At 33.7% G+C, this 12,823-nt stretch carries 12 protein-coding genes; 3 read left to right on the top strand and 9 right to left on the bottom strand.

The window, feature by feature from the left end:
* The 4 genes from ACTWPX_RS21600 to ACTWPX_RS21585 all read right to left on the bottom strand — a co-directional run.
* The coding region (locus tag ACTWPX_RS21600) for a threonine synthase (protein WP_443121487.1) at positions 1 to 328 on the bottom strand (328 nt) is incomplete at its 3' end.
* 66 nt (positions 329 to 394) lie between these two features.
* Complete coding sequence (locus tag ACTWPX_RS21595; protein ID WP_443121486.1) at positions 395 to 769, bottom strand: RidA family protein; 375 nt, start codon at positions 767 to 769, stop codon at positions 395 to 397.
* A 10-nt stretch (positions 770 to 779) separates the two neighbouring features.
* Complete coding sequence (locus tag ACTWPX_RS21590) at positions 780 to 1,430, bottom strand: helix-turn-helix transcriptional regulator (RefSeq protein ID WP_443121485.1); 651 nt, start codon at positions 1,428 to 1,430, stop codon at positions 780 to 782.
* A gap of 976 nt (positions 1,431 to 2,406) precedes the next feature.
* Positions 2,407 to 2,718 carry an inner-membrane translocator gene (locus tag ACTWPX_RS21585; protein ID WP_443121484.1) on the bottom strand — a complete coding sequence of 104 codons (312 nt, stop codon included), beginning with the start codon at positions 2,716 to 2,718 and terminating at the stop codon, positions 2,407 to 2,409.
* 892 nt (positions 2,719 to 3,610) lie between these two features.
* Here ACTWPX_RS21585 and ACTWPX_RS21580 point away from each other — a divergent pair.
* Entirely contained in the window at positions 3,611 to 4,813 is a 1,203-nt protein-coding gene (locus tag ACTWPX_RS21580; protein WP_443121483.1) for an IS110 family transposase, read from the top strand.
* A gap of 169 nt (positions 4,814 to 4,982) precedes the next feature.
* Here ACTWPX_RS21580 and ACTWPX_RS21575 read toward each other — a convergent pair whose 3' ends face one another.
* The 4 genes from ACTWPX_RS21575 to ACTWPX_RS21560 all read right to left on the bottom strand — a co-directional run bounded on the left by ACTWPX_RS21575 (position 4,983) and on the right by ACTWPX_RS21560 (position 9,899).
* Positions 4,983 to 5,390, bottom strand: a complete 408-nt coding sequence (locus tag ACTWPX_RS21575) for an NUDIX hydrolase (RefSeq protein WP_443121482.1) — start codon at positions 5,388 to 5,390, stop codon at positions 4,983 to 4,985.
* A gap of 61 nt (positions 5,391 to 5,451) precedes the next feature.
* Positions 5,452 to 5,646, bottom strand: a complete 195-nt coding sequence (locus tag ACTWPX_RS21570; RefSeq protein WP_443121481.1) for a hypothetical protein — start codon at positions 5,644 to 5,646, stop codon at positions 5,452 to 5,454.
* A gap of 2,408 nt (positions 5,647 to 8,054) precedes the next feature.
* Complete coding sequence (locus ACTWPX_RS21565; RefSeq protein WP_443121480.1) at positions 8,055 to 9,092, bottom strand: hypothetical protein; 1,038 nt, start codon at positions 9,090 to 9,092, stop codon at positions 8,055 to 8,057.
* Positions 9,093 to 9,170: 78 nt separating this feature from the next.
* Positions 9,171 to 9,899: a distant relative of cell wall-associated hydrolase-like protein gene (locus ACTWPX_RS21560; protein WP_160914796.1), complete on the bottom strand. Its 729-nt coding sequence runs from the start codon at positions 9,897 to 9,899 to the stop codon at positions 9,171 to 9,173.
* 587 nt (positions 9,900 to 10,486) lie between these two features.
* Here ACTWPX_RS21560 and ACTWPX_RS21555 point away from each other — a divergent pair.
* Together ACTWPX_RS21555 and ACTWPX_RS21550 are read left to right on the top strand one after the other, a co-directional pair.
* The gene (locus tag ACTWPX_RS21555) at positions 10,487 to 11,752 is read left to right on the top strand and encodes a helix-turn-helix domain-containing protein (RefSeq protein ID WP_443121479.1); all 1,266 of its coding nucleotides are present in this window, start codon (positions 10,487 to 10,489) and stop codon (positions 11,750 to 11,752) included.
* A gap of 113 nt (positions 11,753 to 11,865) precedes the next feature.
* A complete protein-coding gene (locus ACTWPX_RS21550) occupies positions 11,866 to 12,006 on the top strand; it encodes a hypothetical protein (RefSeq protein WP_160914802.1) in 141 nt (46 codons plus the stop codon).
* 515 nt (positions 12,007 to 12,521) lie between these two features.
* On the opposite strand, the gene ACTWPX_RS21545 is transcribed toward ACTWPX_RS21550, so the two are convergent.
* Positions 12,522 to 12,653: a hypothetical protein gene (locus ACTWPX_RS21545; RefSeq protein ID WP_443121478.1), complete on the bottom strand. Its 132-nt coding sequence runs from the start codon at positions 12,651 to 12,653 to the stop codon at positions 12,522 to 12,524.
* Between the last annotated feature and the right edge of the window lie 170 nt (positions 12,654 to 12,823).

Raw genomic sequence — 12,823 nt, 5'->3', positions numbered from 1 at the left:
TCATTAGTACTGCAGCTCCTCTGTCTTTAAAGGATAAAGTAGGCATCATATAATCAACTTTTACATACGTATTAGGTTCATGAGTATCTAGCACAATTAAAGGGGTTTGACCTTCTCCCATTGTTATAGACTTCCAAGTATTTGAATCCTTTTGGAATGGCATGGTTTCTAAATAACGCCATAATGAGTTCGGATAGCGATTCCATGATTCCACATTTATTGTAGGAGTATCTTTTTCCAAATTTAATAAACCGCCACACGTACATTTCCATATAACGGGCGTAATAGCATGCTTTTTTCCACAATCATTACAAATATATTGTTCCATCCTTCATCCATCCTTTAGATTTTTTTATATATAATAGATTTTTTTATATACCAGATTCAAAAAAATTTATATATACGCGATGGCATCAACTTCTATTTTAAATCCAAAATGTAATTTATTTGTAGGTACCACTGTCCGAGCCGGTTTATATTCTCCGAAAAATTCTTTATAAACAGCATCTACCCTATCCCATAGTTCTACATCAGGAATATATAAGGTCATACGCAATATTTGCTCTTTTTTGCTTCCAGCTGCTTCTACAATCATTTCTACATTATTAAGTGCCTGGATTGTTTCCTCTTCAACGGAACCATATTTCCTTTCACGAGTTTCTGGATCAATAGAAAATTGTCCGGAAACATAGACGATATCATCATGAACAGTCGCAAGTGCATAATGACCATTAGATTTTAAGTTTTCTACTTCAAAAATACTTTTCATTGTTTTCTCCTTACCTTGATTTATTTTTTATTTCATCTAAATAGCTATAAACAGTGACCTTTGATATGCCTAATGAATCTGCAACCTTATCAATAGATCCCTTCATTGAAAAAATCCCTTTTTTATCCATGAAACGAATCAATTCTACCTTTTCATGGCGTTTCATAGCTGGATGAGCACTGTTTTGTATGATTTGATTAATTAAACCATCAACGATTTCCTCTACATTTTTAATCTCTGGACTTGGCTTCTCTTCTTTCTCTTCCACTGGAACTGCTGTTGGAAGAAATGTGTTCATAAACTGTTGCATTTGAAGTAATGCTTCCACATCGAAATTAATACAGAAAGCACCGATCACTTTCTGGTTGAAGTCGCGAATTAACGTTGTTGAAGAGCGAATCGTACGTTTATCTTCTGTAACAAATGTATAACCTGCAAGATGATCTTCTTTAAAGTCTTTCGACCGTAATACCGTTGTCACGAGATGATCAAAGGATTGACCAACTTCTCTACCTGTTACATGATTATTTATTGTGAAGATGACAGATGCCTGGGGGTTTGTTAAATCGTGAATAACAATTTCACAATGATGTCCAAACATTTTAGCTGTTGATTTAGCTAAAGGAATGTATCTCTCCAATATTTGCTTTTTCTCTTCCATCTCTCTCTACCTCTCAGCCCGATTATAGTTTCGATAATAAAATATATCCTACTTTCTTGAACGTATAAGTACTTCTTCTGTTTAATTAGTGGGAGTCGCATATAAATTCAAATTGACTTTTTTATTGTACCATATAAAAAAATATATAAAACACCCTCGTTTTAGGTTTTTGTATATTTTTTTATATGGTGAAGCTTGTAAGGAAGCGATTGCTCTTATTGAACAATCGCCCCCGTTTTTATAAGACTTAATTTCGAGACACTCGATAAATTAACCACTTATTAAAGATTAGCCCGGTTAGTGGAACAACTCCGACTTATTTTATAAAATTATTTCCTTCTAAACCAAATAAATATCCCAATAAGAATAGGTAATATGGCAAAAAGAATGAAAAACAAATTTCCGAAACTCATTCCAATAAAAAACAACAATATACCGTATAAGGGACTAGTTACAAATATAAACAAATACTTAAGCATTTTAGTTTCAATCAATTTAAACACAATAAAACCATAAGAGATAACACTGATAGCTATCAATAAAGCCATCATTTTAATCACCTCCTTTTGGGTACATCTTGTACATTTATTGATATTTAACCCATGTAACTCTGACCATCAATAGATAAGAAAAAAATCTTACTATACTTAAACTCAATTCCTAATCCATTTTGTAATCACGAGAGATTTCTCTATATCCTCAACAGTATCTAACCTATTAATTATGACATTCGATTTCCTTAGAATTCACCCAATCATATCATAATTTGCTCTTGAACAAACCTGCCACGTTAGTAACAAAAGCGATTATCCAAATTGAATAATCGCCCCCGATAAAGTAAGACTTGATTTCAAGATATCTAGTATAATTTATTAACTAACGCAACTTTTAGCGCTGAAAGTGATTTACATTCTTCCACTCTTATTCGTAAGTAACTACCAAGTCACATGTGAAATCTGCATGACTTGATTTCTTCTTATACTTTAGTATCCTTTTTAGTAAATAGTTTTCCAATTGCCATTATAAGCCCTATGAAGAAATGTATTAATCCATTACCTACTGTAACAAGACCTACAAAAGCTGCCATTATTGCTCCGCCTTGACCGGCGTTAGAAGGACCTACCAGGATTCCACCAACGGCAAAGCCAAGCCCGACGCCAAGAATCGCTAATAAAAGACCAGAAGCCCAGAGGGGGAAATTCCCACTTCTATGCCATTTGATTGCGTATATGTTCGCTGGTATTAACAATGCTGCAAGAAATAACCACATTAGTACATCATAAGCCATACAATCCCTCCTTAAATAAATTCGTATGATTTATATAATCCAAATAGAAGGACGAGTACTCTTTTAAACAATAGCCCCCGTTACAGGAAGATTTGATTCCGAGATATCTTCCTTCGCTTATAAACCTCTATATTATATGTATTATTTTAAAAAGAGCCATATCAATACTAGCGTGACAGCTATTATAGTCCAGAAAATAACTTGTTTATTCCTCAAACTCTCACCTCCTTCTACTAGGGTTAATTGTTAAGCAAACGCCCCCTACTTTTGAAGACTCAGTTTCGAGATATATTTTCCTTTGTGATACAACTATTCTTTATTCTGGTGCATTAAATTTAATTGAAAGAAAATCCCCTAATAAAGCGACTATCATTCCTAACATGGCTGCATATCCAGAAAACACTTCATTCCCTTCAAATAAACTGCAAATAACTATTCCCCCAGTACCACCCATTGCTAATAATAATAACCAAACAAAAAAGGTGCCATTATCTCCCCTCCGAACAAAATCATATCTGTGTCTAATTTGTATTATCATCCTGGTTCGTTTGTTAAGAAGCTAAAATTACGATAATGCTAGAGTTAAATTGGTAAAAGCGAACACTCTATTGAACAATCGCTCCCCTCGTATATTATTATTAACCTGATTTTTTCTGGTTTTTAAATCCATTATACCTATATCCAAAGGTATAATGGGGTTAAATCAGATTGAGGTTGTCGCTCTGCCCCCTTGAAGCATTGTCTTCGTGCTAAAGACTGACACCTCTTTCTTTATAGAACTATTCGTATGAGCTGGATGGTACATCGTTGCCGTATATCTAACGAGGTTGAGTATCTATAAAGGTAAGAGGTCTCCTTTCATCTGATTAATATTATGTGGGTGGGATCGTTGATGATTTATCTTGGTATTGATATTGGAAAACGTCATCATGAAGCTGGATTAATCAATGAAAGTGGGAACCCTATTGGGAAATCCCTTCGGTTTGCTAATTCCAAAAAGGGTAGTGAAAAGCTTCTGAATTTCTTAAACCAACACCAGGTGACACCTGAGAATTGTGCTTGTGGAATGGAAGCCACGGGTCACTATTGGTTATCTCTCTTTTCTTTCCTTTATCAACTTGGATACAAAGTGACGTCTTTCAATCCTATGCAATCAGACGCCCTACGAAATTTTTATATTCGCAAAACCAAAACAGATATTAAAGATGCGTACTTAATTGCTCAAGTGATTCGCATTGACTCTCCAGAAGCGACCCCTTTCGTTCAAGAAGAACTCCTTCAACTCAGACACCTCGAGAGGCTTCGTTATGCTTTGGTAGACCAAAGCTCAGACGTTAAACGTAAGATCATTGCTTTACTAGATCAGGTTTTACCTGAATATGAACAAGTATTTTCTGATGTATTTGGGCTATCTTCCACAGAAATTCTTTTAAACTATACCCTACCTGAAGACCTACTTGAGATTGATACTGACAAGCTAGCCGATGTCCTTTACCGTGTCAGTAAGGGACGGTATGGGTTTACAAGAGCTCGTTGGAAAGCTGAACAATTGAAAGAAAGTGCCCAAAATACCTTTGGTATTTCCATAGGTACAGAGGCATTTAAAATGCAAATCCATCTTCTCCTGGAACAAATCGCTCTTTTTGAAAAACAATTGGGTCAAATAGAGAAGGAATTAAAGGAACTCTCAGACCGTCAAAATCATTATTTAACAACCATAACAGGCGTAAATGATATCACAGCTGCAGTCATTTTAGGTGAAGTTGGTTCCATTGATCGCTTCGAACATCCAAAACAATTAGTTGCTTTTGCCGGCCTTGATGCTTCCGTACACCAATCCGGTGAATTTAATGGATCTAAAACGAAGCTTTCTAAAAGAGGGTCTCCTTACCTTAGACGTGCAATATGGCAAGCATCATTCGTGGCGAGTTTTAAGGATCCTGCCCTATCCCTTTATTATCAAAAGTTACGCAAACGTGGGAAGGCTCACGGTACTGCGGTAGGTGCCGTAGCACGTAAATTAACACACATTATTTTTGCCATTTTAAGAGATCAGACGCCCTATATCCCTCGCCCTCAAACCAATGAAGACTAACGACTTTTGTCGTTTTAATAATTACATAAGTAAGGTTTATTTGGCATGCCAAATTTCATTTCGATGAGTACACAAAAACATCTATTTAGTTACTTGACATTTTATAGCTGGTCTTTACTTGAATACTCGAATTCGAGGTAATCACAATTTACAACTAATAGTTTGCAGCCTAATACCAATGTGTAGATTCAAGCTTGAAATTAGATTCTTCAAATATGTATTTAACGCTTCCCAATAACTCTTTCGGAAATTCAACTTGATCATATTCCTTTATGAATCGAATTCCCTTTATTTTATCCATCTCTTTCAAGGAAGGTATCCCACTCACAGAATTAGCAATAAAGAAATGGCCGGTCCATTTAATTCCAGAAAATTCATATGTTCCTTGGTGTATTTCATAAAGTTTGTTTACTTGAACACCAATCTCTTCTTTAACTTCCCGTTTTGCACATTGTAGTGGTGTTTCATCTGCTTCTCTTTTTCCTCCAGGAAAATTCCATAAATTCTCCTTGTCTTGGACCACTAAAATATTCCCCTCACTATCTTTTATCAACATACGCGAAAATGACTTGTTCATTAAAAAACTCCTTCAATGAAATTCCTTTTGCAGAAATGCCCCCGTTACTTTAATAAGATAATCACTCACTCTCTTGGTTTCTGTTATCGATTTTTCTAATAAGAACTATCGCTTCAATTATTACCAAAGCTGATATAATAATTTTTGCTGAAGGACTTAGTATTTGGTCATCATATAAACTACTAAGTAAAACAAAAGCCAATGCAAAATATAAAAAAATCTTCACTAAAGAAAGTAATATCTCATTAGATCCCATTTTATTTGTCCCCCCTTTTATTTCACTAAACTGCTGATTCTTTTACAATGCCTTGTATTCCTTGTGCTTATGTAATAAAGGGCTAATGCTTATTGAACAATCGCCCCCTGTTTGTTTAAGACTCGATGTCAAGATAATTGAGGGATATATTATCGTCTATAATTAAAAGCCTTAACATCAACTTCATCTATATCGCACAATCCTTTGGTGATTCATTCTCTTCCCTCTGACCAAGCGGCAATTCCCACCGATTCCTTAAGGTGTTATAAAATAAAAAATACTTTTCATCACACTTTATTACTGCATAAGAACCACCTAATCTTTGATAATCGTGAATATTATGTTCGTTGACTACAAGAAAATCAAGAAATCTAAAGCCAATATTATTTATAAAAACACTACAGGTAATATGCAATTCCTAACACGCTAGATCCAATTATTCCACTAATTTTTTCGGAACTTTTTCCCTAACAAAAGTGCTGCAATTATAAATGTCACGACAAACAAGGACTGTGCAATATTTGGTCCCCAGTTTAAAGTGTCATGTCTAATATAATCCGCTATAACTAACCAGGCAGTAAGAAGAAAAACCCCTACAATATAAATTATACTTGTTCTAATAATAATTCCCTCTCAATCAATTTCATTTTTGAAATTTCATTTACTTAATCGAAAAAGCTAATCACTCGTAGACAAGTCCATGGTTCTTAGTATTCAGTTGAGTTAACCTGCCATGAAAGGCAAGAAAATCACAACTAATACAATGCTCAATAAACAAGTAATAATCCAGTCTCTCTTGCTTCTCATATTAAACAAAAAGTTAATTGTAGAAATTATGATAAAGCATACTGAAAATCCAAATAAGAAATATGCTATGTATTCCATTTCAACACCTCTTTTAAATACTTTTCACCCTATCATTTGAATGAATTCCCTCGTCTTCATAAAGTGAAATAAAAACCGCATATACTCCTGACCCAATTCTTGAAGACTCAGTTTCAAGATAACTTCATTAGCCTCTCTATCTCTAATTATCTCTAAGAGATTTTATAATAAAAGAACACACATAGTGCATAAAAGGGGGCAGCCAAACAAATAAAAGTTATTCCAGATTTTATTTCATCAATAGTATATAGGTGAGAATAAAATAAAAAATATAACAGCCAAGAAATCAAGGCTATAGAAGCTATCAAATAATGAAATACTTCGTCTTTTTTTCTATAATCCATTACATCACTCAACGTGAAGCCCCTTTCAAAGATATTTATGTATAACTTATGTACGAGACAAAAAGACCTTAGTTTCAAAATGACTGTTATATCGAAGCTGAGTCTTTAACAACTCCTGTGCAAACAATATTAAGAGAGCAATTCCTTTGTTTCGGAATTGCCCCCGTTTCTATAAGACTTGAAACTGAGATAAACCCTAAGTCATTGAGTATAAACAACCTAACCTACCATGAAAGGCAAGAAAATTAAACCTAATACAATACTCAATACCAATGTAATGATCCAGTCCCTTCTGCTTCTCATATTAAATACAAAGTTAAATATAGAACTTATGATAAAGCACGCTAAAAATCCAAATAAGAAAAACGCTATAAATTCCATTTCAACACCTCTTTTAAAATAGTGTTACTTATCTAATACAGAAACGCCCCCGTTACGTGAAGTATCGAAACAGAGATATCTCCGAGTTAATCTTGATCCTGATAATTGAGCTAATATTATGGAATATGCGGTGTTTTGCAAAATTCCTTTTAAGGAACTTGACCACATTTTCAACTTTACCCTTTTATACTGGATCAGCAGTTCTACATAGATAAACTGAAAATCCTCTTTGCTGTTTGTACGCTTAGAAAGGTTTTTCATTCATCAATTCCATAAATAAAAAAGCAACCCTTCCGATTAATCAGGAAAGGATTGCTTTTATTTTACTCTATATTATACAGATCTTTAACCTTATATAATAATAGGATTTCTAATTTAGTGGAAAATCCATATTCTTATTTCCAATAAGTTGTATTAGCTACTTGTTTGATGATTAAAACTTTTTGTTTTTTTAAATAATAAGAACCACCAAAAGAACAAATACATTATTATAGCGGCTCCTAACAAAGCCCATATTTCTAAATTTAGAACGCTATAAAACCAGTACTGCAATTCATTTCTAGAAACTCTAGACATTGAACCTAGTATATTGAGAACAATAATTATGGGAATTAAGAAGAGGTTAATAAGGGATTGTTTAAATAGCTCTTTTTTATACAACATATAAATTGATACACCAAATGTAAGGAGTAAAAATCCATAATAGATTATTAAATTCCAAACGGGAACTGTAGGGGCCATATAAAACAGTCCTTTCTAGATGTGTGTTTAAAGAGTATATAGTTTATTACAAAATTCTTATTTTACATATAAATTTTGTAATTTATGGTCTTTCACTGGAAGTTTGAAAGAGTCAGTAATTTTGAAATTATCTAAATTAACAATGCGAAGAGTATTATTCTTCCCATAATCAGATGTGGTATTGAGATAAAGATTGTTATGTTTAAACTTAGATATGTTATGGGCGAACTCAAATTCTTTGCTGGATATTATTTTTAAGTCTTTTTCTAATGCCATTACTCCACTTTTCCCATTTTTCATATAACTAATATACACTCTTTCATTTCTTTGATGAATTTGATCGAAATTTTTCACATCATCCAACGCTATATAAGAAACCTCTCCGTTATCTATATCATAGACAGTTAAATTTCCTTCTGTCGTTATTACAACCTTATTTGAGATGATCTCCATATCTGAAGCAAAATTATGTTTTAAATTTATTAACTCTTCTTTCCCAGTTTCTCTATCTATTTTGTATAGTACAGATTTTTCCTCTTCTATGACATCAGAAAAAATAAATACAAATGAATCATTGAAACTAATGTTTCTAACTAATGGAGGGAAATCGTATTCCCATGTATCTTTATCAGTGGTGATCTTGACAATATTAGATTGAGTATCTTTATTAAACCCCTGTACTTTTAGGTTAGGCTGAGATATGTATAAATTCAACGGGTATTCAGTCTTATCTTTGCGTACAACATCTAGTTTGTTCGGCTCAACCTCCACCTTGTTATTTACCATGTCTGATGACAAGAGCAAATTCCCATTTTCTTTAGAATTTACGTCAAAAATACCGGTTGCATCTAGTTTAATAGTATTTACTTCTTTATCATTATTAATTTCACTTATATAACTATTTGTATCAGAAGGGTGAGAATATATGAGTAGGATGTCATGAATTAATGCACCACTCTCATCCTTGCTTTCTTTACTTTCATCATCAACCGCTAAACTCTTCTCTACAGGCTCTCCTTCGAAAGTTGAGTAAATTACAATCGGGAGAATGATAATTGAACAAATCACGAGTATTCTTTTACTTAATTTTCCCATGGTGGTCCTCCTCTTAGGTAGTTTAAAAATAGAGTATAACTACTTTATGTAATAGTTATACTCTATTTTTATTAAGTATTATGATTTATCAAATACAATTGTATCGTTATCAAATAAAATATCTCTTGGGGTAACGTGGGTACCACCATCAGTATCTAGATTGAAGCCACGGTACGACCACGCCTTGTAAGGAATTAAGGAACAATACCATTTACTAGATTGATTCTTTAATGCTAGTATTGAATAAGGCTCGCCTACTTGGCCTCTAGCATAAGATTCGGTATAGTCGTAATCGGATCCACTAGCCCCAGATACCCACAATCCCCACCAGTCAGTATATTCATTTTTCCAGTTGTTATCGTTGTATCTTACCCCGCCTGGCATTGCTTCAACGATATAATTAGTATCCCAACGGACTACTGCAGCGTGCCCGTGGTCATATCCTGCCGTCTTGTTGTCCGTAGTAATTAGAATATCACCATTAGTTCCTAGAGCACCGCTAGAAGCCATAGCACTTATTCCCTTACTTTTTTGTTTTTGATCTTGAATTGCTTTAAATTTCTCGGGTGCTTCTTTTTCAAGGCGCTTTAGTTCCTTTTCAGCTCTTTTTTCATCACGCTTTTCTTTTTTAAGCAGTTCTTTTTCAGTGTACTTTTTGTCAGCCTCTAATTCTGCCTGTAGATTTTCTGGTAAGTCAGTAGATGCACTTACTGAACCAATGCCAATACTGCTGATAATTGTCAGTGAAGCTAAAGAACTAACAATTATTTTTTTGAGTTTTTTTCCACATAAGAAATTCTTCTCCATTTTTGATGCCCCCTATTTAAAATATAAATTAATGGTAACTGATAAAATCGGGATTTTGTATTGGGCATGTCCCTTAGTTTTTTGGATGTTACTCCACTATTTTCATACTTACTTGGGAAAGTTTGTTCAATTCGATAATGACAAGAAATGTGTGAAGATAGTACGAAGGAATAAATAAAGTCAGCTAAATCAAATTTCTTTACATTTTAAATTTATTTTCATGACACAGATGGTAAAGCTTTATGAAAGTGGCAAGCCTCTAAAAGAAATCATCAAAGAGTATGAGCTTACCTCCTCCTTTGTCCGTTGGATCAGCCAGTATAAGAGCTCCGGTTTTTTAAAGAGAATGACATCTTTCACCAGAGGAAGAAGAACTGATGAAGCTGCGTAAAGAGAACCAACGTCTTTCCATGAAGAGTGACATTTTAAAGCAAGTGGCGCTGAGCATGAAACGAAAGTATATGTGATTCGGAACAACTGTAATATTCTACAAAATACACTTCATCACTACATAAGTATCCATTAATATTATCTCTTGAACTGTTTAAATGGTAAAATTTATTTAGAATCACTACGGAGGTATCAAGATGAAAAAAGGTGCTCTATTGAAGTATTACAGGAAGCAAAAAGACATGAGTCAAGAGGAAGTCTCTGAAGGCATCGTATCCCCATCCTACTTATCTAAGATAGAAAATAACCAAATTAATGCTGCAGATGAAACCATGAATTTGCTATTCAAACGAATCGGAATTGACTCATCCCACCTTCAACAGGTTGAGGATGAATTCAAGTCAGATTTAACCGACTGGGAAAGAACTTTGTTAACGAATGATCCAGTTGGTTCAAAGATAATTCATGAGAAGTTACAGGCGAATTTGGACACTATTAAAAATATTGAGCTGCTATTGGATTTTCATGTGAAGTTAATCAGATACCACATAATTAATACAAACTTTAATGCGGTTGGCCGCTCCTTAGAAATCATTCAGGGAGTATCTGAACATATGAACAATCGTACAGAATTCTTTTACCATAAGCATTTAGGTAATTACTTACTAAACCATTTTGAGTATGAAGAAGCTCAAAACCATTTAGAACTAGCGACTAATAAATACTCAGTTAATACATTTTCCAGAACTGAAAAAGCAGATCTATATTACCTATATAGCATATGTCTCGCAAGATTAAGAAGGGATGCCATCGCATTGGAGTATGCTAAAGAAGCTTTGGACATTTACCGTGATAAATATCTGTTAAAAGAATGCGCTAATACCCATGTTCAATTGGGAGCGTCCAATAGTAGGATTCAAAATTATGAGATAGCCCAATTCCACTACGATACAGCTAAAGATTTAGCTTTACAACTCAAGCTCACCCCTCTTCTTGGCATAATTGAACATAACATAGCTAACTTAAAGCTAAAAATGAATAAATACACAGAGGCTATCGATCATTTGGAGATATGCTTGGAATATAAAAGTGAGAGCTATAATACTAGTTACTTCACATCACTTATTCTCCTAGTTTCCGTTAACTATAGAGCGAATAACTTGGAAGAAGCTCAAAAATGGGTTAAAGAAGGAATGCATTTAAAAAATAAGTATCAAGCAACTAACTTGCAAAAATTAGAACTAAAATTTTTTCACAAGCTTCTTCTCAAGTCAACAGAGGAATGGGAAGCCTTTATTATGGATGATTTTATATCTTATTTAGAATCCAATCATAAATGGTATCATCTAATCACTTATTCGAAAATTATTGCGACTTATTTCAAAGAGAAATTTTCTTATAAAAAATCGACTTACTATTACGAATTAGCCGTTAATGCCTACCAAACATTAAACAGATATTAATTTATATTGCCCCCTCATTACATCATTAGTCAAATTGACTTAATTGTCCGACTAATTTATTATTGTATACGTTACATACTTAATATTCCAATAATATAATGAGGAGAGTTTACATGAAAAAGTTTTTAGCTACGCTATTTCTCGTGGCGTCCATTCTCACTTGGCCACTAGTTTCCTTAGCAGATGAGGAAAGTCCTCCAACGAATGGTGTCGAAGTACCTTATGATGAAGAAAGCCCTCCCACTAATGGGTAAAACATAAGTACAAAAAGACCTATCTTTCCGTTTTTATTCAAACGGAAAGATAGGTCTTATTATTTTAAATTACTTTATTTTGTCATGCATCAAATCAATGGAAGGTAAGAAGTTAATAGTTAATCATATATAGATATTGAACAAAACTGCTCTAGCAAAAAAGGCTAAGCGGGAAAAATAAATTCATCATCTCCTACTATGAATTTATAAAGTCAATAAATCCGCCAATTACTAATAGCACACCCCTAATCTACAGAAAGGAAAGGAGTGAAAGGAGGTTACTTAAGTGAATAGTATATTAGTGATAATGATTTTGTTTGGTTTTGGTTTAGTGCTGTCTGATAATTTCCTCTCTTTTCTTTTTATAAAGGCTCTGTCAAAGTTTAGTGTTGATATTACTACAAAAAAGAACTTACAATTTTATGGAAGTTCCTCTTTTTTATATTTGGCATATTCAACTAAAGCCCCCGTTAATTTAATATTCGATATCAAGACTATTTTTGAAAAGGTAACTTTTACTCATTCTCTTCTTCATAGTACTTTTCTAAAACTCGAACCCTTTTCTCTAACTTCTTGTTTCTAACAGAAACTTCTATATAAGCCCCTACTGCCACCGCAAATGCAAACCAAGATATTAACCAATCCAACTGATATTCCCTCCGGTAAAATATATTATCTTATTTCAGAAAAGCCCCCATTTCTTGAAGACTCTACTTCGAGATAATCCAAGGCCATTTCAAACTACGTAGCTACCATAGGTTTTGGTTAGGTAAGATTTAGAATTCAATTCCGAACGGCGAAGACTATTTCTTTTAGT

It is taken from the genome of Halobacillus sp. H74 (genome assembly GCF_052246715.1).
Classification (GTDB): Bacteria; Bacillota; Bacilli; order Bacillales; family Halobacillaceae; genus Halobacillus; species Halobacillus litoralis_A.
This window is presented reverse-complemented; position numbering and strand designations above follow the sequence as displayed.